Genomic DNA, 25925 nt, shown 5'->3' with positions numbered 1-25925 from the left:
TTAAGCCAACCGGATAAGGTTATTCTTATCCGGTTTTTCCATTCCCATTTTAAACACTTACCTTGCTTCGCTAAAGGCATCCAAAATAAGGATACAGGGCCGTATGCATTGCAGAACGACCATTCCTCTGCTATTATTTAGACATCTAATATTTAGTCATCTAAATAATAGAGCTGTTATTTATTTTCGGTTTCTTTATGAAAGGAGCTTGAGAACCATGTTGAGAATGAAAGACAAAGTAGCCCTTGTAACTGGAGGCGCTTCTGGAATAGGATTGTCCGCAGCCCAATTGATGGCGAGAGAAGGAGCAAAAGTCGTTATTGCTGATTTCAATGTCAATGGGGCAAAAGAAGCGGCAGCGAATATTCAGGCTCAAGGCGGAGAAGCAGTAGCCGTTTTTGTTGATGCCGGAGACGAATTTTCGATTAAAGAAGCTGTGGAGTTTACGGTGCAGCAATATGGTAAGCTCACGAGTCTATTCAATAACGTTGGCCTGACCAACCTGAAGAAGGATTTGGACGTGGTTAACGTGGATCTGGACGAGTGGGATCGGCTGATGAACGTGAATCTGAAAAGCGTGTTGCTTGGCTGTAGATTCGCCATCCCTCATATGATTGAAGCGGGTGAAGGTTCCATCATTAATACGGCCTCCATGGCTGGCTTTACAGGCGATGCGGTGCGGGTTGCTTACGGTGCCTCAAAAGCAGGAGTAGTGAATCTAACAAGGTATATTGCCACCCAATATGGCAAACATAACATTCGTTGCAATGCTGTCGCACCTGGATTGATCTTGACCCCGGCAGCACAGAATAACATGCCTCCGGATGTATTGGATATGTTCGCAAAATATAACGCACTGCCTTATCACGGGGAACCCGATGATATTGGATACACCGTCTTGTTCCTGGCCTCAGATGAGTCCAAATTCATTACCGGTCAGACCATCCAGGTTGAAGGCGGCCATTATATTGCCAACCCAACCGTTCCGGATTTTGAACAGTTTATGAAACTACACAATTCGACTAGCAATTAAAGCAGAGTCGTACAAATAAAATACGTTAGGAGCGTTTCATATGGGAAGATTAGATAATAAAGTAGCTATCATTACAGGTGGAGCATCAGGAATTGGTGAAGGCATGGTTGATCTCTTTGCAAAGGAAGGCGCCATCGTTATTGCTGCAGACATTAATGAAGAAGCGCTGGAGAAAGCAAGCCAAAAAGAGAATGTGTACGGAATGAAGTTGAATGTTTCCTCCGATGAAGATTGGGAGATATTAGCGAAAGTAGTTAACGAACGCTTTGGTAAAATTGATATTCTGGTCAACAATGCAGGTATTTCTTCAGAGAAGCCATTTGAGGAGATTGATGCACAGGATTGGCAGAAAATGCTCTCCATTAATGGCTTTGGCCCATTTGCTGGTATGAAGCATGTAGCTCCTTATATGGCAGCACAAAAGAAAGGTTCCATCGTCAATATTTCTTCATACACCGCATTGATTGGACAAGGCTTTAACCACTATTCGGCATCCAAAGGCGCGGTACGCGCATTATCCAAAGCGGCAGCAACAACCTTTGGTCGTCAAGGTGTTCGGGTAAATGCTCTCTTCCCGGGAATCATCGAAACACCAATGACTCAAGCCTTGAACACATCGAAGGAACTGCTTGACCGACTCGTACAGGCAACGCCTTTGCAACGTCTGGGGCAGGCTATCGATATTGCCAACGCTGCACTGTTCCTGGCTTCGGATGATTCTTCGTACATTACAGGATCTGAGCTGGTTATCGATGGTGGATACTCAGCCCAATAGCGTGTAAAATGATGACAGCCCTTAAGTTGAATAAGGGCTGTTGTTTTATTTTTGCGAGGAGGAACACATGGAAGAACAGAACATTTTTGAGCTCATACACAACATGGACAATTTCACCAATAAATTGATTATACAGTGGAACAAATCGTTTAATGAGGACCTCGGCGTCTCTCATGTGCTTGTACTCAGTCATCTCAATCAAAATGGAAAAAGCCGACCTTCGGATATTGCCAAGCTATTGGGCCTGACCCCACCTACGCTCAGCTATTTAGCCGATAAGCTGGTTGCCAAGAAATTAGCCGTCAGGATCGTAGATGAGGCTGACCGACGCATAATATATTTGAGCATTACCGACAAAGGGGCCGAAGTCCTTGAAAGAGCAATCTTGGAGGGGCAGAAGCTGCGTAAGAATTTATTCCAGAAACTGAACGAAGAAGATCGTGCCCAATTAGTAAACATTTTTGAGAAGATGAATCGGGAGATTGAAAAATAGCCTGGAAGGGAGACAGAGGGTGATATGGAGGAACCGCTCAAAGTATATAACACCGCAGTTGAAGCTTTTCTTGAAGTGATCGGGGGAAAGTGGAAGCCCGTTATTCTATTCCATCTTACCTTTGGCAAGAAACGTAATGGTGAGCTGATGAAGCTGATCCCTGCAATCACCCAGAAAGTGTTGACTCAGCAACTTGGTGAACTAACGGAGGCGGGGGTCATTGTCCGTATTTCCCATCACCAGGTCCCGCCTAAAGTGGAGTATGAATTAACAGAGTATGGGTGGAGTCTTAAAGAGATTCTTCATCTGATGTGTAGGTGGGGCGATATACACGTGGAGAATGTTTATGGTGATCGAGGAAAAATTCTGTTTAAGCCGCCAACTACTACGGACCGTTGAGGAACTTATATAAGCCGATTCTGGAATTCACGAATCGGCTTATTATGCATTTTATTTACTTTACGGAAGGATCTTGCGCTCACGTAGATTTCTGAAAATATCCATAAACATAGCCTCAGTGTCAATAAAATCATGAAATCCGAAGCGGCGAGCTTTGGAACCATCTGCGAAGAAGTCATAATCCCACGAGAAGACAAAGTCACCAAATACCCAGGAAGAGACATCATCATAAGGGGTGTTTACCAAACCATACTTTTCAATCATGGATTTCCAAAGATCTTCTTTATCTGCCATCACTGTTGCAAGTGAGAGGGGGAGTGGAGGTGCGGTTTCCAATTCGAAAAATGCAGCGATTCTGGGCCATAGCTCATTCCAGCGAAACAGATCGCCATTGGTGATATTAAATGCCTGATTGGCACAGCGAGGTTCGGTTGCTGCCCATACAGTTGCATGAGCCAGCAATGTGGCATCAGTCATTTCAAGAAGCGAATGATACGCTCCTGGTTTCCCAGGGAATCGAAGTGGCAAGCCAAGCTCCTTGGAGATAGACGCATAAACGCCAATAACCATGGCAAGGTTCATTGGATTACCCAGGGCAAATCCACATACAACTGACGGGCGCAGGGCTGACCAGGTCCAGCTACTTCCGGGTTGCCGATTCTCGAGAAACATTTGCTGATCGACATTGAATTCAGGGGGCATATGATGTGCATCTGTTTCTTTGGCAGGTGTTTTGAATGGACCCAGATGTGCACCGTACACTTTATAACCTTGCATTAGGCTAATATGTTGGAGATTTGGAGCGATCGGTTCTATGGTATTCACCACATTGACGAGCATGGCCAAGTTGGGCTGTACCAATTCGGCCCAGGTTGGGCGATCCTGATACGCGGCGTAGAAAATATGCGTAACGGTCGTTAAATGACTCAGTTTGTCTTGTGTGTCTGCTTCGTTCAGTAAATCAGCTGATATATAACGTAACTTGGGGGCATCTTCTCCTCCGCGGCGAGATACACCAATGATATCCCATTGCGGAAGTGTCATCAGATAATCGATGAGGTTTCTTCCAATGACACCTCCAGCACCGATGACAAGCGCGGTGTAACGGGTAACCAATTGTTCGGTTTTCAATGGACATGCTCCTCTCTTCTTCTGTTCATATTGTGGGTCAGAAAAAGAAGGATGAGAAGTACGCACCTCAAAGTCATATACGTACTTTGAAGTAATATATGAGCCTGGAGCAGGATATGAGCGTTATAATCTGCACTTCAATGGATGTCACTTGCCTATAACCACAAGAAGCTGTAAAAGGAACAATCGTCCTTTCACAGCTTAGATGTATGTGTCTGTAAATTCGTCCAATTGATCGGATGGTAAATAGGGTTACGCTGGGAAACCGCCTCCTGGTGGTGGCCATGCCCCGTAGAAGCGACGCAGCAGCACAATCTCGCCCAGATGGTACGAGTTATGAGATGCGATGTTGCGCAAAAGTCCAGCTTTGGTTTCTCCTGGGAAATACGGCAGTGAATCATCCAACTGCACCGTTTCGGCAATCGTTACTGCTCGATCTACCCCGTCCAGGAAGGCCTGAATATCTGCCTCCCACGCTGCTTCATCCTGAGGACCCGTATCTTCTGGCCAACTCTCCATCACATTCGCTGGAAGCTGCGGCTTTCTTCCTTCCAAATGCTCCAACATAAATTGTTGCCAGTAATGCATATGTTTCACCAATTGATAGATACTGTATGGCATATGTTCATGTTTGCGACTAGCTAGTTCTACGCTAATGTCCGGTAGAGCGCGTGCAATACGAATATGTCCGCGTTCTCCGACTAGTGATTTGACTAGGGCTTGTCCGAACAGTTGATTGGTTTCCGACATGTGAAATCATCCTCTCTTTGTTCATCTGGTTGAGCTTAATGGATGTGTAATTAATAGTATACAATTAAATTTTGCCAAATCAAAATGTGTAACTATTTTAAGCTACAGGATTTCTAAAGGATTCTTCATATGTTAGTATTTTTACTTAATCGGATGTATGGTGGGTGGAATATGATGCGCAATTGGGTTCGTAATGAAAATGTGCAAATGACTGCAGTTGCTTTTGCCACAGCTGCGGGAGCGCTTTTTAAAATAAATCCTTTTCGAGAAGATTACTTCCGGATTGGTCTGGGTGTAAGTATACTTTTATTTTTGCTGATGCTTATGCCGCATCTGTCTTATGTGAAGACGGGGATTTTGGCGGGGATTGCGAACTTCATTTTTCAATCGGCTGACTTACTGAATCATGTGAATTCGATCTCGATCATCGAAAGCATGCAGGATAATCTGGGCGCGGGAATGTATTATGTCGTGTTCACCTATGGCCTCAGCAAACTCAAGAACAGATTCCATGAGATACCGCCTCTTGTGCTAGGTGGATTGATTACGTGTATTGATTTTTCCTCTAATCTCGTGGAGCTATTCATTCGCGGTGTGTTGAGTGGGACCAATATCTTTTATATGAAAGAATGGCTTTATCTGCTGGTGCTCGGTGGTTTGCGAAGCTACTTTATCATCGGGCTGTATAACAGCTTTGCGGTGAGGCAGATGCGACTGCTGCATGCTGAGCAGGAGAAGCGGATGGAGCAGATGCTGAGCGTTAACTCAGGTCTGTACGGTGAAGTCTTTTATCTGAAAAAAGCCATGAATACGATTGAAGGCATTGCCGTGGACAGCTACGACCTTTATCGCGATCTCAGAGAGAAGGACTTGAACCAATACAGCCAGCGGACGCTCGGCATTGCTCAACAGATTCATGAGGTCAAAAAAGACTCCCAACGTATCCTTGCAGGTCTGTTGAAATTGTACGATAGTGAAAAATCAGTGAATATGAGCCTTTCCGAGGTACTGAACTTTGCGACCAAGGGAAATCGGAAATATAGTGAAATGTTGAACAAAAAGATTGAAATCCATATCGAGCAACAATATGATTGCGACTCCCCTTACTATATTCCTCTCTTAACTGTAATGAATAATCTGATCGCCAATGCCGTGGAAGCTATTAAGAACGACGGAACAATTCGGGTTCGAGTATTGGAAGAGGGAGCCGATGTGCAATTTATGGTTATCGATTCTGGGAAAGGTGTACCCGAGGCAAAGCGAGACGTGATCTTCGAACCGGGTTATACAACCAAATTCAATGAAGTGGGCATTGCAGCAACCGGAATTGGCCTGTCCCATGTACGTGATATCGTTCAGTCTCTGGAAGGCCGAATTAGCGTGAAATCAGCGCCGCAAGGCGAAAAGGGCTCCTCATTTGTTGTATCCATTCCAAAAGCCAATCTTATTAATGAGGACGGTGCAGACGACGCTTTCTATCCAGATCGTGGGTGATGAATACAGGGCGTTATTTTGTGCCAGTCTTTATATTTCAAAAGTAAATGTATTCTCCATCCTCAGGAATCACGACTGAATCTAATAACTGCTGCTGTTCTATATACTGTAATAGATCCTTTCTTGATGAAGTGCAATGTCGGATGGCATCCATATGTACAGCGACAACTTTGGTGGAAGGTGAAATCTTCAGGATTGTACCGATATCCTCGGGTATCATTGTAATGATGGAACCAAATAACAGTTGAGCGTTGGGTGCATTGACGATGCATATCCGGGGTTTGTGCTGCTCGAACACTTGCTTAATCTGATCTGTAAGGACACAATCACCCACAATATACAACGATCCGTCGTCAGGTGTCTTCAGGATAAACCCGGATACGGGGCCAAGTAGTTTGGAGATGTTCCCTTTTGCGTGCTGACCACGAATTCTTGTAAAATCTATACCCTCCCAGTGTCTGAACTGCTCGATAGGGAATACATTCTCGAACCCCCACGATATAATGCGTTGTTGATCCTCCGGCTGGCAAAGTACAGGTATCTTTTTGTTGAGTATCTTCTTTGCCGTTTTGTCAAAGTGGTCAACATGCAAATGTGTAACGAGGATCGCATCAATGTGTTCGAAAGTTTCTAGTGGCACAGATATGGGAACAGTTGGGTTTCTATGAATATGACGTGTGAAGGGGATAGGCGGAAGTTCTCCCGCATCACTTAACATTGGATCGAGCAGAATCGTTTTCCCTTGTATGGTGATCAGGGAGGTAGCATGGCGGATATGCTGAATGGTTAGCGTCATGGCGAATATTCTCCTTAGATATAACATGTATTTGCTAAAATAATACCGACCGGTCTGTTTTAAAATAGCATAAAACGTGCTTCTCATGCAACATCCTTGATTTTTTGTTTTCATGTATACCTTGTGTATGAATGCGTGCTTGTATTAAGCCATAGGCGTATGATATTTTAAGACCAATCGGTATGAATGGGAACGGAGGGAGCATTTTGCGCAAAGGCCAAATTACCAAAGAACATATTATTCGTGAGTCGGCAGCACTTTTTAACACGAAGGGATACACCGGTGCCTCCCTGTCTGAGATTATAGAACGTTGCGGCGTTCGCAAGGGCGGGATTTATAATCATTTTGAAAGTAAAGATGAGATAGCACTGGCTGCTTTTGATTACTCGGTATCACAGATGCTGCAATTCCACTCACAGGCTCTTGAAGGCGTCACAAGTTCCAAAGACAAACTACTCGCCATATGCGGCGTTTATATTGATATGATGGAAAACAATACGCTGGAAGGGGGATGCCCCCTACTAAATACTGCGGTTGAAAGTGATGATGCACACCCTTTGCTGAAAGAAAGGGCACAGCATGCCATGACCAATCTGCTGAATGAGCTGACACAGGTCCTTATTCAGGGTATGGAGCAAAAGGAATTTAGAGCAGATATTGCACTGGAGGAAGTGAGCAGCAACATCATCGCCATTATCGAGGGGGGCGTTATGTTAAGCAAGCTTTATGAAGATAGCAAGTATATTCGGCATGCCGTACTTCATATCACTCAATTTATGGATGACCGAATATTAATCCAATAATGTTATAAGGGGAAGGTGGGTTAAAATGAATATAACTATTGATCAACAGGGCAGCTCCAGGGTTGCCATCATCGAAAGCAATAACATCGTTATTAACAATGTTCAAGACGCTCTCGATCTGATGGCCTCCGTGAACTATACAGATGACGCACATAAAATCTTGATTGATAAATCCAACCTCACGGAAGATTTCTTCGAACTGAAGACCAAACTTGCAGGTGATATTTTGCAGAAATACGTGAATTACCAGGTGAAACTTGCTATAGTCGGAGATTTTGACGGATACAACAGCAAAAGCCTCAGAGACTTCATCTATGAGTGCAACCATGGCAAGCATGTTTTCTTTTTGAAAAACAAAGAGGAAGCACTTCAGGCTTTGCATAATATCGATTAATTTCATATTTAGAGTGGTAAGTCATGATCTATCCTTATGGAGGAGGTACCATTATGATTGCAGATTTGAAGCGAGTAACGAACGGCACCCTGGCTTGTTTTGAATGTCATTGGAAGCACGCTGTGGAGGATGTATGGTCCTTTTTGACGGAAAACGAAAAGCTTGCAAAATGGTTCTCCGAACTCGAAGTAACGGATCTTCGGGAAGGTGGAAGCATCAAGTTTAATATGCCGGATGGTACCTTTAAGGAACTCAACATTATCGAGCTTATCCCTGGCTCTGTTCTCGAATATACCTGGGCAGAAGACCGGGTTCGGTTTGAGCTATATCCAGAGCCGAATGGATGTCGTCTGTTGCTGCTCGAAACCATCCATCACATCACAAGCCATACACCTAAAGATTTAGCGGGGTGGCATGTCTGCCTGAACGTCATTGAGGCATTACTGGATGGTCGTACCTTGGAATCTCGTGAAGCAGAATGGAAAATCTGGTACGAGCAATACCAGAAGCATGTAGACGATTTTCTCAAAATCTAGTCATATGAGACTGCCCTTTGGGGCAATAATCATGCGGGAGGAAATACATCGTGAAGGCTAATGAGAAATTACAAACGTACGCATTGTCTGATGTCAGCAATCTTAAAGTACATGGCAGAACGACAAGACAACGGTCGCCCTTAACCTTATTTTGGACTGGAAGCGCGGTTGAACTTCATGTAAAAGGCTCTGAGTTGTGGGTAGAAATCGAGTCTGATTATGACCTGTATGAACCTTGGATCAGCATTCTGATTAACGGAGTCCCGGTGAGCAGACAGATGTTAATAGCAGGAAGGTATTGGGTCTGCATATTCCGAGGAATGAACGAGAATGTGGTGAAAAATGTACGCATCGTCAAAGATGTACAGGCCATGAATGGAGATCCGGGCTGTTCCTTGCAGATTCATGCGGTGAAATCAGATGGTGTCTTCGTGCCTGTAGAGGAAAAACCGTACAAGATTGAATTTATCGGCGACAGTATTACATCTGGAGAAGGTGCGATCGGGGCCAAAGCGGAAGAGGATTGGATTCCGATGTGGTTCAGTGCCATACATAATTATACGGCCATGACAGCAGAAGCGCTGAATGCAGAATACCGCGTCATCTCCCAGAGCGGCTGGGGTGTGCTGACGAGTTGGGATAACAATCCGAATGCCAATATCCCTGATTATTACGAGCAAGTCTGTGGATTGGTGACCGGAGATAAGAACGCAGCGCTTGGGGCAGGGGACAAGCATGATTTTAACGCCTGGCAGCCAGATGTAGTGGTGATTAACCTGGGAAGCAATGATGGAGGAGCTTTTCAAAGTCCGGCATGGAAGGACCCCGCTACCGGAAAGGTGTACAAGCAACGCCTGAACGAAGACGGGACTTACCATGAAGAGGATCTTGCTGCTTTTGAGAATGCCGTGACCCGCTTCCTAATTCAACTTCGAAAAAACAATCCTGAGGCGCATCTCTTATGGGCATACGGCATGCTTGGGTTCCCGATGATGCCAGCGATTTATCGTGCTGTTGACGCGTATACGAAACAGGCTGGAGATACAAAAGTTACGGTTATACAGCTTCCCAATACGACCGAGGAGACGGTAGGCGCCAGAAGCCATCCGGGTGAGTTATCTCATCGAAGAACTGCTGATGCGTTATCGGAATATCTAAAGGAAATTTTAAAATAAATTTTAATTTACATTTGAAATCGGAAGAGCCAGACCTCTCTTAGTTAGAGAGGCCTGGCTCTTCTTTTAGTACACCTTATACATCGAAAGGGATGTGTTAACTACGCTAAAGTTACTTCCCTTGTACCTGATAGCGGATGGAAATGATCTGCCCCAGCGTTTGTGTATGAATCATTTTGAAATGGGTTGGTACCGTCCCTGTTGGAAATAGGGGGATTCCTTGGCCAAGGATTTTTGGAATAATGGCAATCTCAACCTCATCGAGCAGTTGTTGTTCCAGAACGGATTGCACCAGCTGGCCTCCGCCAACAATCCAAATGTCACCGCTGGAGTCTTGCTTCAATCGGGTAATCAGGTTCTCCACAGCCTCGTCCTTAAATTGTACATGTGGTGCAGGGGCTTGTTTGGAACGGGAAAGTACATACGTCGGGCGATCCGCATAGGGGAAATCCTCTGACAGCTTGAGCACCTCTTCATACGTAAGACGTCCCATAACCACCGATCCAATCGTTGAATAGAACTCGCCATACCCGTTATCGGCGCCATCGCCTTCCACATCAAACAGCCAATCCACCGAACCATCCGGTCTTGCAATGTACCCATCCAGACTCATCGCAATATATAACACAACTTTATTGTTAGACATATCAATCGCTCCCTTCTAAAATGTATGATACACTCCAACTATGACAAATGTTGACGTAGTTAGGCGGGGTGAACATGAATAATCGAAAACTCGCATTGATGCGACTCATGGATTCGAGAAAGAAATTTACGGCTCGTGAATTGGCGGAGCGTTTTCAGGTGTCGATTCGTACGATCCAGCGAGATCTGAATGATCTGCAGGAGTTGGGCTTTCCTTTGTATACGGAGGTCGGAGTGAACGGGGGTTATCGAGTGCTTCCTAATCGGATTTTGCCACCTCTTCAACTCACACAGCATGAGGCGTTGGGGTTGTTTATGATGATTGAATATTTGGAGAACGTCCCGGATTTTCCGTATGGATCGATACGTGAGCATCTCGCCGAGGAATATTATTCAACTTTACCTCAGGATGTACAGGATCTGATTACACGGATGAGGCAGCACATTACGTTCCTTCAACATCATGCTGTACAGGTCGAGGCAGTAACAACAGAGATATTAGGCGCGGCAGTAGATCAAAGAGAGATTGAATTTATATATCATTCCCGGCAGGGACATAAAAAAGTACAGGCTTTCCCCATAGGCATCTATTACGATCACGGGTATTGGTATATGCCAGCCCGGAGGAAGGATCGGGTGCTGTTGTATCGGGTGGATCGCATGCAGGAGCTGGTTATGCTGGATTCCATCGACGAGTCGGTTCCTACTTTGCAAGAGTGGCTAAATTATAAGGAAAACAGAGAAAGCGTAGGAGTCGTGCTGCAATTCACGGAGTTTGGGGCGAGATTGGCAGGATCAGATGTACTGTTCAAGTCGGTTGAAGGTAATAAATGGCGAGGACTAGTTCCGTATGAGGAGTTTCCTTTTACAGCGAGGAAGCTGCTCTCCTATGGGCCTGAAGTGAAGGTGATTGAGCCTCTGGAGCTGCAACAACAAGTGAAAGAGATGCTCGAACGGAGTTTGAATCAGTATTGAATGTTGTAAAAGGATATCGTGTTCTCATATGGAACATATAAGAGTACCATGAAAGTAACTTAGAATGGGGGGCTACCATGATTCAATTCATAAGAAGTTTCACGATCCGCTCTATGCAGAGTCCATGCGATGAACAACGGCGGTTGTTTGTATAGAGCTTGAAATCTATTTCCGCCACACCACTATAATGCGTATAACAAGTGTTCATCGGTTGACTCTGCTGCCTTAAAGATCTTAACTTTTAAGGAGCGGAGCAAATATGAAATATATTAACGCAGACACGATCTTTCCGGAATCATTGCTAAAGGAGATCCAGCGCCATATCCCTGGTGGAATGGTGTACATCTCCAAACCCAAGGAAACCCATCAAAAGTGGGGCGAGAATTCGGGCAGCAGAATGATTTTGAAGCAAAGGAACGATGAGATCCGCCAGTTATTTGCTGCGGGCATGTCCATCGACCAACTCACAGAACAATTTTGTTTGTCCATCGATAGTATCAAGAAAATTGTATATTCCAAAAAGTGATTTAAGGGTTAGAGCTGCATTCGAGAAATCGAATGTGGCTTTTTGTGTTTTCTACGTTTTTAACCCACAGTATTCGCAAGGTTTGTCCTTCCGGAATATGATATAGCATGCCAAGGTCGCAAATCTTCATTATTCTTCTTAGTTTCATCGACTGCTTCTTCAGATATGAATTCTATACGGATCTCAGAAATCAACTTAGGGGGTCGGACAGCATGGAATGGTTATCCTTTTTGAAGCAATACATCCAGGGTCCCCGATGGATTGGAGCAATTGCCCCCAGCTCAAAATATCTAGCAGCAAAAATGGTGAAAGACATCGAATTTGACCGTGCATCATGCATTGTGGAGTATGGGCCGGGCACGGGGGTGTTTACGGAAATGCTGCTTGCGAACATGCAGCCAGGGACGGTTCTGATCCTGATTGAAAACAACGCCCGCTTCTGCCGGCTACTTCGCAAAAAGTACGGTCATCTTCCGAATGTACACATCATTCACGATTCTGCCGTGCATGTCGATCAGCACTTACGACAATATGGACTCGACAAGGTTGATTACATTGTATCCGGACTGCCTTTTGCGAGTCTGCCTGCGGAGGTATCACTGGACATTTTAGCTAAATCAAGGCAATATTTGAAGAAAGATGGCAAGTTCATTACTTTTCAGTACACGTTACTCAAACGGGGATTGCTCAAGCAATTTTTCGAAAACGTAAGCATGACAAGGGTGTACCGTAACCTGCCGCCCGCTTATGTATTCAGCTGTAGTCGATAACAAGAACGCACAGGATGGAGGATGATTTTGCGTAAATTAAATTATATCATCGGAACAGTTACTATGATGTCTATCATAATGATGGGGTGTAACGAGTCCAAAAAAACCGAAAATATTCAAGAGCCAGCTCCATCTTCAACGAGTCAGTTGAGTATATTGACGAACCAAAAGGCATCGGCCCAGGAAGAGCAGCAGGCTCTTGAAATGACCTTGGATTATAAAAAAGCGGAGTTTGCAGTCGATAACACGAAGGGTGAAGAACTATTAACCGTAGAAAAGGTGCTAGCCAAGAAAGAGATTTTGAAGCCCTTCCTGACTGAACGGAATCTTGAAAGAACTAGTATGGGTTTACCATTCCAGTTGGCAGACAAAGAAGATGCGTCACTGCATGCTGAAGATATAAAAGCGAAGATGAAAGAAAGTAAAAATGATTGGATGCTCGTGGAGTACACGCTAAATTTAGTATTTACGAATTATGATGGAGAAGAAACGAAGACCATTCCGTTAGAAGGGGAGATTACCTTTTTACAAGAACAAGGGGAATGGCGCATTCAGGACGACACATACAATATGAAGGCATTCTTGGAGATCATCAATAATTCATAGTAATTCATTTAGAGTCTGTGAGTCCGGTACGTTGTGTACTCCCCATTTGCATATTTCCTCGAGAATCGGCATCAGGCTTTGCCCCCTGAGTGTTAAGGAATACTTTACCTAGATACGCCCCTTCAAGTAGGTACACACCAATCATAAATTTTATACAGCAAAAGAGGCCACGTCTTCAGTATGAGTTCTGAAGAAGCGGCCTTTTTTCGAGATGTGGATGCTCATTCTCATCTCCGATCGCTAAACTAAAAATCGGTTCGCCCAAACGTGGCGTCACCCTTCACCGTTGTGCTGCTGGAAGCATTGATGGCATCCAGCTGCAATACGTAGTCGTAATGTCGGATGTAATATCCGGGCTGGCTGTACGACTGGAGGGATACTTTGGAGCTGTCAGCCCAGCCGGGGCTGCTCAGGAATGTGGCATCTCCTTTATAGGTGGCGGTATCCGTGTATGCCTCAAGTACGATTTTGTTGCTGGCGTTGCGCTTCAGGAAGTAGCCAGGAAAGTTGATAGACTCCAGTGAGATGTCTGTAGAGCTGGCCAAGCCGGGTACGACGCGGAACTGGGAATCCAGTACAGGTGAGACGTTGGTGTCGATCCGTGCAGTGAAGTTGGAATGACGGATGTACCGATCCGGATAATTGAAGGAGCTGAAACGGCTGTAATTCGTCGCATCAGGTGTTGCTGGGCCTAACATTTTGACCTCATGCAGGGTTGGGGTGTACCAGTTACCCGGATTGTTCCACAGGACAGCGTTGACCATATTGATACGTACATACCGGGCGGTAAAATGAACAGCGTCGGTCGTAAACCCATAGGTGGTGTTGCTGGTTCGATCCAGCGTGGAGTAGTTGACGCCATCGTTGCTGATCTCAATTTTGTACTTATAATAGCCTTCCGATCCTTTATACATAAACCAGGAGATATCGATCTCTGTGATGGTCTTCGGTGCACCGAAATCGACCTGCCACCAAGCTGGCCAAGTACTGGACGATGCTGCCCAAGAAGTCTGATAGTTGCCGTCATTGACATTGGATGCAGATGAGCCGGAGGCTGTGGAGATGGCGGTAGCTGTTTTGCCTTGGGCGTGATTAACAAGAGAAGGTGGCGTTACCGTGCCTGTTACAGCATCGATATTCCACTCTTTGTACCATTCCAGTGAGGCGGTTCCATTTGAATCGTTCAAGGTTAAAGGAAGCCAGATATGTTTATGTTCACCAAGATTGAGTGGATTCCAGCGGTCGCCCATATAAATATAAGATGTGGTGTTGCTGCCTGTAATGGTGGCAATATCATGGATCTGGGAGCCGAAGGCCGATGGATTGCCATAAGGTGTAAGAGCGGACCACGTGCCTGTCATGGACGATGCGGTTGCATACGCGCCCTGGTTTGGATACCAGCCAGCAGCCTGGGAGGTGAAGAGGTAGTATCGATTGCCCTTTTTCACAACGGCAGGAGCTTCACGGTAGGCATTATCGAATTGCCAACCCACAAAGGATTCCACACCGGTATAGCTGGCGTTCATTTTGAAAATAGCCATGGTATCATTGGCCCCGCCATTCTTGCGGGAAGCTGTGATCAGATAGCCTGTACCGTCTGTATCTACGAAAACAGTCATGTCGCGTGACTCGTAATCCAAAGGCCGAAAACTTCCCTCATACGTGAATTTACCGTTTGGTGTGCTGCTGGTTGCTACCGCGACCCGCCCCAAATTGTAGTCCGTGCCGTTCTCATAATGCGCCCATAGCACATACTGTTTCGTGGAGGCATTGTAGATGACTTTGGGACGTTCAATTTTGCTGGAGGCTAGCTCGGTGGCCGAATCCTTGGTCAGTATGGCATTGCTGAACGTCCAGTTCTTCAGATCGGTTGAAGTATAGACATTAACGCTGTCAAACTTACCGCTGACCGCATGCTCTCCGTACCAATAATACGTGCTGCCGACTTTCAGAATGTTTCCGCTATTGGCCTGAATGGGGTTGCCTGCGGTATCCAGCCAATCGGAACCGTTGGTGATGGTCACGCTTGCCGCGCTGGTCCGTTCTGGAAGAACACCAAACATGGTTAGCGTGAGCGCGAAGACCAGAAACCAGACTGCTTTCCTGTTGCCCATTACGTACACCTCCTAATATCGGTCCTTTGTGAAGCGTTTACATATTTAGTGTAATAAAAATGGAATCTTGTACAAGTGAACAATGTGTACCCTGATGAACAAATGGAACTTTATCCTGAATATAGCGGCGATAGCGAGTCATTTACCTCATTCAATATATAAAAAAGGGATCGTAGACTTATAAAATAAGCTACGATCCCTTTTGGAATAACACTCTATTTAAACGGGTTCAAAATCTATTTATGACCTTTGCGAACCTTGAGCTGCATCTTCTTAATCGTTGTATTCTGCATGAGCTCCAGTACGAGTGGGCCTTTGCCGTTCAGGATCTCTACATCCGTCACATTATCCAGAATCGTAATGATCCCGATGTCGTCTGCAGTGACGCCTTCAAGCTTGGCGATGGTGCCTACAAAGTCTACCGCACGGAGTTTCTTTTTCTTACCTCCGTTGAAGTTCAACTTCATGATCTGTTGGTTCAACTGTTCACGCTTGTCCTTTTTGCGTTCAGGCACGATCTTCAAACGCTTCTCGAACTCTTCCCGACGACGGTCAACAGCTTCCTCGGAAGGAGCTTTCACGACAGGAATGGCAAATCCGATATACGATTCGATCTCGGCCAGACGTCTGCCATCCTTCGGGGTAACCAAGGTAAAGGCTTTACCTGTTTTACCAGCGCGACCCGTACGACCTGTACGGTGCACATAGCCTTCTTTTTCCAAAGGAATATCGTAGTTGATGACATGGGTAATATTCGTGATATCAATCCCGCGTGCGGCAACATCCGTTGCAATCAGATAACGGAATTGTCCTCTTCTGAATGCATTCATTACTTCGATGCGCTCATCTTGTTCCATGCCTCCGTGGATACGATCGGCTGGATAATCGAGGTCAGCCATGACACGGAACAGTTTATCCACGTTCTCCTGCGTACGACAGAACACGATACAGCTATCTGGATTTTCAACAATAAACAGGTCCTGAAGCAGCGCCGTTTTGTTCACCTCTGGCACGTGAATGACTGCATGTTCAATCGTGGCTGTGGTAAGACCACTTGCCTTGATCTCAATCTCGACCGGATTGTTCATGTATTTGCGCGACAGCTTGGCTACATCTTCAGGGAACGTCGCAGAAAATAACATCGTCACTCGCTCACTAGGCAGTGCTTGAATAATGGATTGTACCGTCTCGATGAAGCCCATATTCAGCATCTCATCGGCTTCGTCAATGACAAGGTATGAGATCCGATCCAGTGGCAGGGTGCCACGTTCGATATGGTCCAATACCCGTCCAGGTGTACCTACAGCGACATGTGTTCTTTGTTTTAACTCGGCTTTCTGAACATGAAAAGGGGACTGACCGTATAATGCGGTTGCTTTAATACGCTTAAAGCGTCCGATATTGGTAATGTCTTCGTTCACTTGCAAAGCCAGCTCGCGGGTTGGCGTGAGAATCAAAGCCTGCGGTTTATTTTCGTTCCAATCTACCAGCTCACAGACTGGAATGCCGTAGGCGGCTGTTTTCCCGCTGCCTGTTTGGGATTTGACCACAAGATCTTTATTTTCAAGGGCTACTGGAATAACTTTGGTTTGAACCTCCGTTGGGGTTTCATAGCCCAGGCTATCCAGCGCTTTTACGATTTCTTCGCCAAGTCCATAATCTTTAAATTGTTGCTTACTCATCGTTAACCTCTTTTACGTTAGTTTTGAATACAAGAGCATATTGCATAATTCCTTAAAGCGACTTATACACGGGAGCGTTTGGAATCGAATTATGCAATATGCTTATATACAAGCATTGCACCGTACATTTATCGTATACCTCTTCATTATACTCTATATGCAGGTAGGTTAACGGAGTAATTCACAATGATGTTTAAATCGTATGATGCAAACCAACTCTTTCTGAACTCCAGTCCCATAATTCTACGGCACGTTCGGGGCTGTAGGATTCCTCGGAAGAAGGCTCCATCCAAAGGGACAGTTACGGTTTCTGAGTCAACAAAGTTCCTACACATCGCTGAAAAAATAACAAAAAACCACCATTTAAGCTGGAATCAAAAAATGGAATATGTTAACATATGGGTAACTTACGGAACGGAGGGATACGTGTGGCAAATTTTATCCGATGGAGATAGTATGGCGAAACGTTTGTTTGCGCTTGCTGTGTTTCTGCCTGTGTGCAGCTCATCGGGATCGGTTTGCCTATTTACACGTATGCCGCTAGTCATTAAAGAAACACTCGTTTAGAGTGGTTCTTTAGTGTACTACTATTTTTCTGCGAGCATTCAGGTACACCCAATATCCGAAATGAACTGCACAGGCATGGATGTCTGTGTTTTTTTATTTTATTGAGGTAAAGGGGAAATCCTGAAATGACAAAATCGAACGTGAATGAGCAGTTTGAATTTCAAAAGGAACTAAAATCTTTAGCTGCACAGAACGGGCTTCATATTGCTGAGGAATCCATGAAAATTAACGAGTCAGGTATGGACTTTCGGGTAGCGTTTGCCACCGATGGACAGGGACAACAGTGGATACTGCGCCAGCCACGGCGTGAGGATGTATGGGAGCGGGCTGAAAATGAGCGCAAGGTGCTGGAGGTTGTAAAAAGCCATCTTCCGGTAGAGGTACCGGAGTGGCGGATTTGTACGCCGGAACTGATCGCTTATCCTTTACTTGATGGAGAACCGATTGCGGTCGTCGATCCGGCAGGGGGAGGGTACGCATGGCGATTTCCACAGGAAAGCTTATCCGATGATTTCTTCGATTCGCTCGCTGCTACCCTTGCCGCATTGCACAACATTGATCCTGATGAGGCGATAAAGGGCGGAGTGCGCAGCAAGACGCCTACAGAAGCTCGTAAAGCTTTTGCAGCCAATATTGAGGGGATTAAACAAAGCTTTGAGGTGCCAGATCAACTGACCATGCGGTGGCAAGCGTGGCTGACAACGGACAGCTATTGGCCTGAGCACTCCACGTTCAATCACGGTGATTTGCATCCACCGCACATTATCGTCGACGATGCCCAGCGGGTTACCGGACTGATTGATTGGACTGAGGCGGAGATTGCCGACCCGGGTAAGGATTTTGTCATCTATTATGCACTCTTCGAAGAGGAAGGCTTGCGGGATTTGCTCAATCGCTATGAGAAGGCAGGTGGAAGGGTGTGGCCTCGGATGCTGGAGCATATTCGGGAGCAGTGGGCGGCATACCCGGCAATCGTTGCACAGTTTGCGTTAATCACTGGAGAAGAGTCGAATATGGAAATGGCGAGAGGTATGCTTGCAAGCTGGAACGTCAAGCGGGATTAATACAAGGCGAGTAAACGCTAAGGAGGAGAAGGGTGCGTGATACAACTTCGTGTAGTGTGTTGGTTGTTTGCAATCACGTTAACAGTCGGTCTATTGGGTTGCTCGGCCCCTTTTTCTAACTCGAATGATGAATCAGATTTTTTAGATGTTCTCTCCCCAGAACGGTTACAGGAACTGAGGGAGGACTACCCATTATCGCCACAGTCTCTCGTGACTCCATGGATGAAAAAAGTGACCTTTAGAGAAATCATGGACTTCTCAGATGCAGTTGTTGTGGCAGAGGTTGTGAACGTCCTACCGAATCTCAGTATGGTGTTGACCACTGAATCAGATACACCTGAAAGCAAAATGGCAGAAAAGCAGGAGAATACGGGAATGACTCCCTACGAAGCTGAGTTCGTCTCTTACAAAGTAAAGGTTCACGAAGTGATTGTAGGAGGAGATGTAGCCAAGGAGACGTTTCTGTTCTATAACGCAGCGTTTGCGGCGCTCGAGCCTAAACTTATGCCTGGTCAGAGAATAGTTACAGCGATCAATAAGGGAGTAGGGTCCGAGCAACATGGAGGTTATTTCTTCTCTCGTTATGGTATGTACTATATCGTCAATGGGGATTATGTCCTTTCTGCCTATGAGGGGTTCTCCAACGAGGCGCTTGAATTCACCAAACAAACGAATGGAATCAAGCTGGATCAGTTTGTGAAAAAGGTTCGAAGCTTGGCGCAGGGGTAGGTGAACACGTAACGTATGGCTCTAAAATCCAAAAAAAGAAAAGACCTCTTCCACATGCATTGTGGAGGAGGTCTTTCTTATGAATAGATTAATTACCTAAAGTCGTTAACTGGCAATCTATTTCAGCATAGTTACGTATTTTCCGTAGACATAAGCTACGCGTCCATCCAGTTTCACTTTGACCCAGCCATACTTATCTGTACTGATTACCTCAAGGACGGTGCCTTTCGGTACGGCAGTAACTACTTTGGCTTTGGATGAAGCGCTGGAGCGCATGTTCAGGTAGGTCGCAGTAACCTTGGCTTGTTTACCTTTAACGACTGTACCCGGTTTACTTGTACCTGGTGATGTCGATGGTTTTCCAGGTTTCGATGTGTCTGGTTTCGGTACTGTTGGTGTTGTCGGCTTCTCAGGTGTAGTAATCTCTTCCTCACCACTGCCAGTGGACGCCTTACGAGCTTTATTCAGCTCTTGATAGAACTCACCTTTGGTTTTCACGCCAGAGAATTTCGCGATACTTACGTTCGCTTTGGAGGCAAGTGCGGTCATTTCTTCTTGAGTCACCGTATCCAAAATGTTAATGGACGCAATATTGGTATACTTGCCATCTTCCGTTGTAGGAACAGACATGATGCCAGCATTAATTAGCTCTACGATATCTGCACGTGCAGGTACTGTCAGATCAACACCGGTGATTTTCCAGTTGTGCTGGATTTTCGGTTCGTAAACGCCCTTCATCACGTCTTTGAGATAAGCAATGGACAGATTACGGATCGTACCTTGAATCTCGCCAAATGCTGAAGCATCCTTGGAGGACCATAATTGCTTGAACTTACGTCCTTCCAGTGCCCCACCTTTGGCAATCAGGGCTTCCATCCGGTAGGCATTCATGCCGAGCTTGAGCGTATCGTCTTCTTTAACCACTTTGCCATTACTGTATTTTAGGTTCGTAATCCGACTGCCGTAAGGCTTGGTCAGGTCAATCTCATACGTCACTCCGCCGAAGAAATCGTCGGTGCTGTATTTGGAAGCACGTCGTTTCGGATCAAAACTGATCGTCACATCACCAGGACGTGTGGAGTTAAAATAACCCGCAGACCATTCCATGTAATCCTTCAGATCACGTCCGGTCACTTCATATACCGTTACTTCACCAAAGGTATATTGGTAGTTGAACGCGATATCCTTTTTCTTGATCGGTCCGACATCCAACTTGGCCTTATCGTTATCGATCTGATGTGCAACAACATCGGCATCGCTATAATGCATCATGACTTCAGTGAAGAAGTCTGAGAGTGGTGTCTCCTGAATCTGCACAGCAGGAATACCTTTGATCTCATCTGCTGGCACCAGGTTGGTTCCTTTTAGTTCAGCTACTTCAATGTTGGCATCAGCACGAGCGAACTCATGAAACGGATGCAGTGTATCTTCCAGTCCGGGATCAGACACTTCATAAGAGCCATCAGCTGCTTTTACAGCGAGTGCTTGTGCTTCCTTGCTTTTCAGTACAACCTTGTCGCCTTCTTTGGCAAACGTGAGGTCAATCCGTGAAATATGTGAACCATATTTGTTCGGCTCGGAGATCAATACGCCGTTAACCGTTTGCGATTCAATCAGGGTATGCATGTGTCCGGCAAAAATGGCAGCCAGCTCCGGGTTGGCATTGGCGATATCCGTGACCCCGGTTCCCGGGTTCCCGTTCTCGTTATCCAGTCCCATATGCATGAGTCCAACCATGACATCCACTTTGCCTTTCAGCTCAGCGATGGCCTTCTTGGTCTCTTCTACAGGATCTTTGACAATGAGGCCATTCAGGTGATCCGTACCTTTCTCGAACTCCGTAATCATAGGTGTGTTCATTCCGATGACACCAACCTTGATACCGTCTTTCTCAATAATCGTATAAGCAGGCATGTAGCGGTCGCCGTTTTCTTTGAAAATGTTACCTACCAAGGGTTGTCCCTTGAACTGTGAGGAAATCTTCTCTAATACGTCCAATCCAAAGTTAAATTCATGATTTCCCATAACCCATGCGTCATATTTCATTTCGTTCATTGCGACCATCATGGGAGATTGAGGTTGATCGTTGAACAGTTCAGCCGAGTTGTCCTGAATCATGTCGCCTGCATCCAGCAGAATCGTATTCGGATTCTCAGCACGTACTTTTTTTACAATCGTGTACAACTGCGTCATGCTGCCTGTCGGATTCGGACCGTCCAGGGCATAGTCCCACGGCATAAATCGGCCATGAATGTCTGATGTTCCCAGCAACGTAATCTTGGTTTCCTTGTCTGCTTCAGCAGCCTGAGCCGGAGTGGAGGCAAAAGGTGCGAAGAGGATGGAGGCACATAAGAGGAATGATAAGGGCCATCCGGCGTAACGTTTCGGCGAAAATTTGCGCATGTTGTAATCTCCCTTGTTATCTAGTGTTATGTACAGATATGTGTTATTGGAGTTAATACTAGATAAACATTTGGTAAATGTAAACCACAAAATGACAAATAAAAGAGACCACTCTGGATCATTCCATGGAAATTCCATAGGGAATGATCAGAGTGGTCTCTACGCGTATCTCTATATGTTTAAACTTCTTCCTCAACCATACCCAAAGCCCGGTTTTTCTCTTTGAACAGCTCATTGTGTGAAGATACATATGCCATTAGTGAAGCATCTGGTTGTATATATCGCTTAGCACTGTTTAGTGCGAGAATACCGCTGGTAAAAGTGCCTGCCAGTAATTCAACTTTACTATCATAGGCTACAAAATCGCCTGCAGCGAATACACCGGGAACGTTGGTCGTCATCTCGGCTCCCACCTCCAGGTTCCACTCACCGAGATCCAGACCCCAATTCCGGATGGAACCATAATTGCACTTCATGCCGTGATTGACGATGACCGCATCAACCTCCAACTGCTCTCGCTCTGACGTCTCAGTATGGAGGAGGGATACACGATCAATTTGTGTCCCGTCGCTGCTGTGGAGCGCTTCAATGGTATAGGGTGTCCGAACCTGGACGGAGGAGTTCTTCATCATCGTAACACTTCGCTCCAGACCGCCAAAATGATCCCGGCGATGAACGATCGTTACGCTGCTGGCAATGGACTGCAACTCATTTGCCCAGTCCACAGCGGAATCTCCTCCACCCGAAATTAGTACCCGCTGATCCCGGAATCGTTCCAACTCCTGAACCGTGTAGTGCAGGTTGGTCACCTCGAAGCGATCTGCTCCTTCAATCTCAAGCTTGACGTTCTGGCGCTCGCCATAGCCAATGGCCAGAATAACGGTCCTGGTCAGATGTTGCTGACCATGATCAGCGGTGAGCAGGATGGTTCCATCTTCCTGACGCTCCATGCCGACAATCCGCTGGCCGAGCACAATCGTCGGATCAAATGTGCGGGCTTGTCCAATCAACTGGGCAATGAGTTGTTCCCCACGAATTGGGGGCATGGCCCCGACATCCCATATCATTTTCTCAGGATAGGTCAGGACTCTTCCGCCCAGTTCATCCTGTGCTTCTATGACCTTGGTCTTCAGTTCTCTCATTCCGCTATAAAAAGCCGTGTATAACCCGGCGGGTCCTCCGCCGATGATGGTCACATCATATCGTTCAAGTGAATCTTTCATCGCTAACCTCCATGATTCGTTGGGCAGAAACCCTTTATTTTTTGAGCATCACAGGAAGTTGTTTGATCAGTTCTTCCCTCGCCAGCGGATCTGTTGATATACCTAGCCCACCATTCACGAAATATACTTTACCGGCTTTGATAGCGGGTAGTTGGCTCCATACGGGACCCTTGGTCATGTTCTCAACTTCCTTCAATTCTTCGTCACTGTAATACACAATGAAAATTCGGTCTCCGGCAATTTCGGGCAGCTGTTCGGTGGAAATATCGGCATAGCCATAGTCATCCGGGTTATCAATCATTTTCTGAATCGCTGTGGTTGGCTTGAATCCATCCTTGTTATAGACAAAACCGGTCAGGTAACTGGTCGTGTACACACTCAATCTTTTCTGGCCAATCATGTATTGAAATACGGATGCCGTCTCGTCCTTCTGAATGGTGCCATCCTGCTGCAATGCGGTCCACATCTTCACAATCTCAGCTTCATGACGTGCGAGAAATTCTTCAGGCAGTTGCTTGTTGCCGAGCCACTCGCCCAGTCGCTTGATCCGATCAGGCATAGGGTCCCATTCATTGGTCAGGATAACCGGAGCGATCTTGGAGAGCGTCTCATTCTGCTTTTGGTCGGGAGTTGATGTAATAATCAGATCGGGCTGAAGTTCCACAATCTTCTCCGGACTTGGCGGCCAGCCGATATCTGCAACATCTTTCAGTTCGTCTTTATACGTCGCGTATTGCAGACCTTGCTGTACCACACCTACAGGCTTGATACCAAAAATTAATAGATCCCCAACGGTGTTGTCTGTGTATACGATACGTTTGGGCGCTATGGGAATCTCCACCTGGTTACCATAGGCATCGGTCGCCATTTGGGTTCCTTTTTCCTCAGTTTGGCTGGTGGTCTGTGCTGTATTACTTGTTGAATCGGCTGTTTTACCGCAAGCTGTTGCAACCAATACAATCAAACATAAGGTGAGCAACGTGGTGAATCTCGACATTTTGTGTATCATGAATATCCCCCTGTATGGTTAAACATTTACTGATAATCATTATCAATAAACCAAGTGTAATGCGGTTCAAGGGTGCATTCAATGGAATAATAGGACGTTTTTTTTGCATTAATAGGCTGGTTGTGGGCAAGTTTCGGTCATTGATAACCAAGGAAGAGTTGGGTTATGATGATTCTAATTGATAATGGTTATCAGAAAAAAGGAGAGCTAGCTGTGGATCTGACTCATCTCAAAACCCGGTACGTTGTTCCCGACATTTATTACGAACTTCACGGGTTGGCTCTACAACATCTATCGCATAAAGATGGCATTCCACGACAAACGCTAAACACCGACCTCATGATTGTGGTCGAGGAGGGGGAAGGTCTGCTCATTTGCGATGGTAAGATAAATGAACTGCAATATGGGGTGCCCCTGGTCATCAATGCGGGACACACTGTAGAGATTCGGATGAATGAAGAGGCGTTGTTATCCGTGTGGTTAATCGCATTTACATTGCATGATCCTGAGCGCCAAATGTCCCCTTCCCTTATAGAGACGCGCGAAACGGATACGGCCGGATTTCGATCCATAGTGCAGCGAATCCGGGCCATTGAAAACCGCCGTATGGCGCAGGATCGCAAACAACGAGTCGGCATTCACACCCAGTTTCAGAGATTGATGAGCATGGTACTGAAAGATACCCCTGAGCACGAAGGAGAAGTCTCCAGTGAGCATACAAGAGCGAACATATCCGAGATCATTACGCAGCTAAAAGGCCGTTACAACGAGGAAATTACCGTGGATGAGTTGGCAGATCAGGCCAGGATTAGCAAGCGGAGGTTTACCCATTGGTTCAGGCAGCTGACAGGAACGAATCTGTCGGATTATATGACAACTCTGCGGATGGAACATGCCAAACAACTGCTATTACGCGGGGAGCGTATGAAGGAGGTGGCCGCTATGGTGGGATATCGGGATGAATACTATTTCAATCGTCGATTTAAACAGATGGAAGGAATCTCACCGGGCCAGTTCATTCTTAACCATCGGAAAAGTTCATCTAACATCTGTGTGATGAGTTGCCTCGGTCATCTGCTTGCCCTTGGGATCCGCCCAGCAGCGGTTGCCAAAAATCTAGCCAATGAGCATTACCTAAGCAAGTTGAGTACGAGTTTCCATAAGGTCAACAGCGTACCGCTGGACCCGCAGGAAATTTCCTATTTGCAGCCAGAGATGATTCTGGTTGGAAATCAGGAGGAGTACGATACGTTGTCGCCAATAGCGCCGACATATATTTTTTCACAGAACGACGACAAGCCATTCGTATTGTTACAGAAACTTGGTGAGGTCTTTGGTAAGGGGTTTGAAGCGGAGAAGGTAATGAAGCAATATGAGCGCAAGGCACAGCGCCTGAGATCGCGGTTGAAAGGTATGATTCAGAGTACGGATACGTTCTCTGTGATGGAAATACGCGATGACTCAATCTATGTGTTCGGGAATTACTGGTGCAGAGGAGCCTACAATCTGTATGATGGCCTTGGACTCCAGGCACCTGAACGTATACAGAAGGAATTAATAGACCGTCAGGCTTATCTCATGATCTCAGAGGAGCAAGTTGCATCCTATGTAGGAGACCACTTGTTCCTGACGGTACTGGATTCGGAGCGGTATCAACATATGTCCAGCAGCATCTGGTGGCAGGAAATGCCTGCAGTGAGGCAAAACCAGGTGTATATGACGGAGTATACGGAATTCGCAGTTACTGATCCCATATCTATGCCTTACCAACTGGATGCCCAGATGAAGTTAATACTTGAACGTAAAATGCTCCATTCCTGATCGGATCACTTA

27 protein-coding genes are annotated in these 25925 nt (G+C 45.9%); 17 read left to right on the top strand and 10 right to left on the bottom strand.

What is annotated here, in order from left to right; genetic code table 11:
- Window positions 1-217: 217 nt before the first annotated feature.
- From PTQ21_RS04665 to PTQ21_RS04650, 4 genes are all read left to right on the top strand, one after another.
- On the top strand, window positions 218-1033 hold the full coding sequence (locus tag PTQ21_RS04665) for an SDR family NAD(P)-dependent oxidoreductase (protein WP_274568989.1): 816 nt from the start codon (window positions 218-220) through the stop codon (window positions 1031-1033).
- Between the two features lie 40 nt (window positions 1034-1073).
- The gene (locus PTQ21_RS04660; RefSeq protein WP_274568988.1) at window positions 1074-1808 is read left to right on the top strand and encodes an SDR family NAD(P)-dependent oxidoreductase; all 735 of its coding nucleotides are present in this window, start codon (window positions 1074-1076) and stop codon (window positions 1806-1808) included.
- Window positions 1809-1875: 67 nt separating this feature from the next.
- A complete protein-coding gene (locus PTQ21_RS04655; RefSeq protein ID WP_090952549.1) occupies window positions 1876-2301 on the top strand; it encodes a MarR family winged helix-turn-helix transcriptional regulator in 426 nt (141 codons plus the stop codon).
- Window positions 2302-2325: 24 nt separating this feature from the next.
- The gene (locus PTQ21_RS04650) at window positions 2326-2700 is read left to right on the top strand and encodes a winged helix-turn-helix transcriptional regulator (RefSeq protein ID WP_063565814.1); all 375 of its coding nucleotides are present in this window, start codon (window positions 2326-2328) and stop codon (window positions 2698-2700) included.
- Window positions 2701-2760: 60 nt separating this feature from the next.
- Here the strand turns inward: PTQ21_RS04650 and PTQ21_RS04645 are convergent, their stop codons facing one another.
- Both PTQ21_RS04645 and PTQ21_RS04640 read right to left on the bottom strand, forming a co-directional pair.
- Entirely contained in the window at window positions 2761-3831 is a 1071-nt protein-coding gene (locus PTQ21_RS04645; RefSeq protein ID WP_064641544.1) for an SDR family oxidoreductase, read from the bottom strand.
- Window positions 3832-4083: 252 nt separating this feature from the next.
- Window positions 4084-4581, bottom strand: coding sequence for a DinB family protein (locus tag PTQ21_RS04640; RefSeq protein ID WP_079697042.1), 498 nt, complete (start codon window positions 4579-4581; stop codon window positions 4084-4086).
- Window positions 4582-4752: 171 nt separating this feature from the next.
- On the opposite strand from PTQ21_RS04640, the gene PTQ21_RS04635 reads away from it, so the two are divergent.
- Complete coding sequence (locus PTQ21_RS04635; RefSeq protein WP_274568987.1) at window positions 4753-6075, top strand: ATP-binding protein; 1323 nt, start codon at window positions 4753-4755, stop codon at window positions 6073-6075.
- Between the two features lie 37 nt (window positions 6076-6112).
- Here PTQ21_RS04635 and PTQ21_RS04630 read toward each other — a convergent pair whose 3' ends face one another.
- A complete protein-coding gene (locus tag PTQ21_RS04630) occupies window positions 6113-6871 on the bottom strand; it encodes an MBL fold metallo-hydrolase (RefSeq protein WP_274568985.1) in 759 nt (252 codons plus the stop codon).
- 206 nt (window positions 6872-7077) lie between these two features.
- Between PTQ21_RS04630 and PTQ21_RS04625 the strand changes: the two genes are divergently transcribed.
- Genes PTQ21_RS04625 through PTQ21_RS04610 form a run of 4 tightly spaced genes read left to right on the top strand, consistent with a single transcriptional unit; the run spans window position 7078 to window position 9779 of the window.
- A complete protein-coding gene (locus tag PTQ21_RS04625; protein WP_064641550.1) occupies window positions 7078-7674 on the top strand; it encodes a TetR/AcrR family transcriptional regulator in 597 nt (198 codons plus the stop codon).
- A gap of 25 nt (window positions 7675-7699) precedes the next feature.
- Window positions 7700-8068: a DUF4180 domain-containing protein gene (locus tag PTQ21_RS04620; RefSeq protein WP_274568984.1), complete on the top strand. Its 369-nt coding sequence runs from the start codon at window positions 7700-7702 to the stop codon at window positions 8066-8068.
- 53 nt (window positions 8069-8121) lie between these two features.
- Window positions 8122-8604 (top strand): SRPBCC family protein, encoded by a 483-nt coding sequence (locus PTQ21_RS04615; RefSeq protein ID WP_274568983.1) that lies wholly within the window; start codon window positions 8122-8124, stop codon window positions 8602-8604.
- Between the two features lie 50 nt (window positions 8605-8654).
- Complete coding sequence (locus tag PTQ21_RS04610; RefSeq protein WP_274568981.1) at window positions 8655-9779, top strand: SGNH/GDSL hydrolase family protein; 1125 nt, start codon at window positions 8655-8657, stop codon at window positions 9777-9779.
- Between the two features lie 112 nt (window positions 9780-9891).
- Here PTQ21_RS04610 and PTQ21_RS04605 read toward each other — a convergent pair whose 3' ends face one another.
- Window positions 9892-10425 carry a dihydrofolate reductase family protein gene (locus PTQ21_RS04605; RefSeq protein WP_413640775.1) on the bottom strand — a complete coding sequence of 178 codons (534 nt, stop codon included), beginning with the start codon at window positions 10423-10425 and terminating at the stop codon, window positions 9892-9894.
- 74 nt (window positions 10426-10499) lie between these two features.
- Between PTQ21_RS04605 and PTQ21_RS04600 the strand changes: the two genes are divergently transcribed.
- The 4 genes from PTQ21_RS04600 to PTQ21_RS04585 all read left to right on the top strand — a co-directional run bounded on the left by PTQ21_RS04600 (window position 10500) and on the right by PTQ21_RS04585 (window position 13301).
- Window positions 10500-11399 (top strand): helix-turn-helix transcriptional regulator, encoded by a 900-nt coding sequence (locus PTQ21_RS04600; protein ID WP_274568979.1) that lies wholly within the window; start codon window positions 10500-10502, stop codon window positions 11397-11399.
- Window positions 11400-11658: 259 nt separating this feature from the next.
- The gene (locus PTQ21_RS04595; protein WP_274568977.1) at window positions 11659-11925 is read left to right on the top strand and encodes a CD3324 family protein; all 267 of its coding nucleotides are present in this window, start codon (window positions 11659-11661) and stop codon (window positions 11923-11925) included.
- 212 nt (window positions 11926-12137) lie between these two features.
- On the top strand, window positions 12138-12695 hold the full coding sequence (locus PTQ21_RS04590; protein WP_090952527.1) for a class I SAM-dependent methyltransferase: 558 nt from the start codon (window positions 12138-12140) through the stop codon (window positions 12693-12695).
- A gap of 27 nt (window positions 12696-12722) precedes the next feature.
- Window positions 12723-13301, top strand: coding sequence for a hypothetical protein (locus tag PTQ21_RS04585; protein ID WP_274568975.1), 579 nt, complete (start codon window positions 12723-12725; stop codon window positions 13299-13301).
- Here the strand turns inward: PTQ21_RS04585 and PTQ21_RS04580 are convergent.
- The 3 genes from PTQ21_RS04580 to PTQ21_RS04570 all read right to left on the bottom strand — a co-directional run bounded on the left by PTQ21_RS04580 (window position 13296) and on the right by PTQ21_RS04570 (window position 17097).
- Window positions 13296-13373, bottom strand: a complete 78-nt coding sequence (locus tag PTQ21_RS04580) for a hypothetical protein (protein ID WP_090809446.1) — start codon at window positions 13371-13373, stop codon at window positions 13296-13298. The two genes, PTQ21_RS04585 and PTQ21_RS04580, sit on opposite strands and share 6 nt — an antisense overlap.
- Window positions 13374-13546: 173 nt before the next feature.
- Complete coding sequence (locus tag PTQ21_RS04575; RefSeq protein WP_274570441.1) at window positions 13547-15364, bottom strand: AbfB domain-containing protein; 1818 nt, start codon at window positions 15362-15364, stop codon at window positions 13547-13549.
- Window positions 15365-15651: 287 nt separating this feature from the next.
- On the bottom strand, window positions 15652-17097 hold the full coding sequence (locus PTQ21_RS04570) for a DEAD/DEAH box helicase (protein ID WP_063565829.1): 1446 nt from the start codon (window positions 17095-17097) through the stop codon (window positions 15652-15654).
- A gap of 381 nt (window positions 17098-17478) precedes the next feature.
- Between PTQ21_RS04570 and PTQ21_RS04565 the strand changes: the two genes are divergently transcribed.
- From PTQ21_RS04565 to PTQ21_RS04555, 3 genes are all read left to right on the top strand, one after another.
- Entirely contained in the window at window positions 17479-17664 is a 186-nt protein-coding gene (locus PTQ21_RS04565) for a hypothetical protein (protein ID WP_269054257.1), read from the top strand.
- A 125-nt stretch (window positions 17665-17789) separates the two neighbouring features.
- Window positions 17790-18728 (top strand): macrolide 2'-phosphotransferase, encoded by a 939-nt coding sequence (locus tag PTQ21_RS04560; protein ID WP_274568974.1) that lies wholly within the window; start codon window positions 17790-17792, stop codon window positions 18726-18728.
- Window positions 18729-18764: 36 nt separating this feature from the next.
- Window positions 18765-19457, top strand: coding sequence for a hypothetical protein (locus PTQ21_RS04555; RefSeq protein ID WP_274568973.1), 693 nt, complete (start codon window positions 18765-18767; stop codon window positions 19455-19457).
- 117 nt (window positions 19458-19574) lie between these two features.
- On the opposite strand, the gene PTQ21_RS04550 is transcribed toward PTQ21_RS04555, so the two are convergent.
- From PTQ21_RS04550 to PTQ21_RS04540, 3 genes are all read right to left on the bottom strand, one after another.
- Window positions 19575-21860, bottom strand: a complete 2286-nt coding sequence (locus PTQ21_RS04550) for a 5'-nucleotidase C-terminal domain-containing protein (protein WP_274568972.1) — start codon at window positions 21858-21860, stop codon at window positions 19575-19577.
- A 179-nt stretch (window positions 21861-22039) separates the two neighbouring features.
- Window positions 22040-23083: an NAD(P)/FAD-dependent oxidoreductase gene (locus PTQ21_RS04545; RefSeq protein ID WP_274568971.1), complete on the bottom strand. Its 1044-nt coding sequence runs from the start codon at window positions 23081-23083 to the stop codon at window positions 22040-22042.
- 34 nt (window positions 23084-23117) lie between these two features.
- A complete protein-coding gene (locus PTQ21_RS04540; protein WP_063565837.1) occupies window positions 23118-24092 on the bottom strand; it encodes an ABC transporter substrate-binding protein in 975 nt (324 codons plus the stop codon).
- Between the two features lie 165 nt (window positions 24093-24257).
- On the opposite strand from PTQ21_RS04540, the gene PTQ21_RS04535 reads away from it, so the two are divergent.
- Window positions 24258-25913 (top strand): helix-turn-helix domain-containing protein, encoded by a 1656-nt coding sequence (locus PTQ21_RS04535; protein WP_274568970.1) that lies wholly within the window; start codon window positions 24258-24260, stop codon window positions 25911-25913.
- Window positions 25914-25925: the final 12 nt, after the last annotated feature.

Origin of the sequence: Paenibacillus marchantiae (assembly GCF_028771845.1) — a bacterium.
In the GTDB taxonomy this organism is placed as follows: domain Bacteria; phylum Bacillota; class Bacilli; order Paenibacillales; family Paenibacillaceae; genus Paenibacillus; species Paenibacillus marchantiae.
Note: the sequence above shows the minus strand (reverse complement) of the source record. Positions and strands in the feature narration are given on the sequence as shown.

What these genes read in the sequence shown, in the direction of transcription:
- PTQ21_RS04665 (WP_274568989.1), top strand. Translation starts at nt 218, where the DNA reads ATGTTGAGAATGAAAGACAAAGTAGCCCTTGTAACTGGAGGCGCTTCT.
- PTQ21_RS04660 (WP_274568988.1), top strand. Translation starts at nt 1,074, where the DNA reads ATGGGAAGATTAGATAATAAAGTAGCTATCATTACAGGTGGAGCATCA.
- PTQ21_RS04655 (WP_090952549.1), top strand. Translation starts at nt 1,876, where the DNA reads ATGGAAGAACAGAACATTTTTGAGCTCATACACAACATGGACAATTTC.
- PTQ21_RS04650 (WP_063565814.1), top strand. Translation starts at nt 2,326, where the DNA reads ATGGAGGAACCGCTCAAAGTATATAACACCGCAGTTGAAGCTTTTCTT.
- PTQ21_RS04640 (WP_079697042.1), bottom strand. Translation starts at nt 4,581, where the DNA reads ATGTCGGAAACCAATCAACTGTTCGGACAAGCCCTAGTCAAATCACTA.
- PTQ21_RS04635 (WP_274568987.1), top strand. Translation starts at nt 4,753, where the DNA reads ATGATGCGCAATTGGGTTCGTAATGAAAATGTGCAAATGACTGCAGTT.
- PTQ21_RS04630 (WP_274568985.1), bottom strand. Translation starts at nt 6,871, where the DNA reads ATGACGCTAACCATTCAGCATATCCGCCATGCTACCTCCCTGATCACC.
- PTQ21_RS04620 (WP_274568984.1), top strand. Translation starts at nt 7,700, where the DNA reads ATGAATATAACTATTGATCAACAGGGCAGCTCCAGGGTTGCCATCATC.
- PTQ21_RS04615 (WP_274568983.1), top strand. Translation starts at nt 8,122, where the DNA reads ATGATTGCAGATTTGAAGCGAGTAACGAACGGCACCCTGGCTTGTTTT.
- PTQ21_RS04605 (WP_413640775.1), bottom strand. Translation starts at nt 10,425, where the DNA reads ATGTCTAACAATAAAGTTGTGTTATATATTGCGATGAGTCTGGATGGG.
- PTQ21_RS04600 (WP_274568979.1), top strand. Translation starts at nt 10,500, where the DNA reads ATGAATAATCGAAAACTCGCATTGATGCGACTCATGGATTCGAGAAAG.
- PTQ21_RS04595 (WP_274568977.1), top strand. Translation starts at nt 11,659, where the DNA reads ATGAAATATATTAACGCAGACACGATCTTTCCGGAATCATTGCTAAAG.
- PTQ21_RS04590 (WP_090952527.1), top strand. Translation starts at nt 12,138, where the DNA reads ATGGAATGGTTATCCTTTTTGAAGCAATACATCCAGGGTCCCCGATGG.
- PTQ21_RS04580 (WP_090809446.1), bottom strand. Translation starts at nt 13,373, where the DNA reads ATGCCGATTCTCGAGGAAATATGCAAATGGGGAGTACACAACGTACCG.
- PTQ21_RS04575 (WP_274570441.1), bottom strand. Translation starts at nt 15,364, where the DNA reads ATGTTTGGTGTTCTTCCAGAACGGACCAGCGCGGCAAGCGTGACCATC.
- PTQ21_RS04570 (WP_063565829.1), bottom strand. Translation starts at nt 17,097, where the DNA reads ATGAGTAAGCAACAATTTAAAGATTATGGACTTGGCGAAGAAATCGTA.
- PTQ21_RS04565 (WP_269054257.1), top strand. Translation starts at nt 17,479, where the DNA reads ATGGAATATGTTAACATATGGGTAACTTACGGAACGGAGGGATACGTG.
- PTQ21_RS04560 (WP_274568974.1), top strand. Translation starts at nt 17,790, where the DNA reads ATGACAAAATCGAACGTGAATGAGCAGTTTGAATTTCAAAAGGAACTA.
- PTQ21_RS04550 (WP_274568972.1), bottom strand. Translation starts at nt 21,860, where the DNA reads ATGCGCAAATTTTCGCCGAAACGTTACGCCGGATGGCCCTTATCATTC.
- PTQ21_RS04545 (WP_274568971.1), bottom strand. Translation starts at nt 23,083, where the DNA reads ATGAAAGATTCACTTGAACGATATGATGTGACCATCATCGGCGGAGGA.
- PTQ21_RS04540 (WP_063565837.1), bottom strand. Translation starts at nt 24,092, where the DNA reads ATGATACACAAAATGTCGAGATTCACCACGTTGCTCACCTTATGTTTG.
- PTQ21_RS04535 (WP_274568970.1), top strand. Translation starts at nt 24,258, where the DNA reads ATGATGATTCTAATTGATAATGGTTATCAGAAAAAAGGAGAGCTAGCT.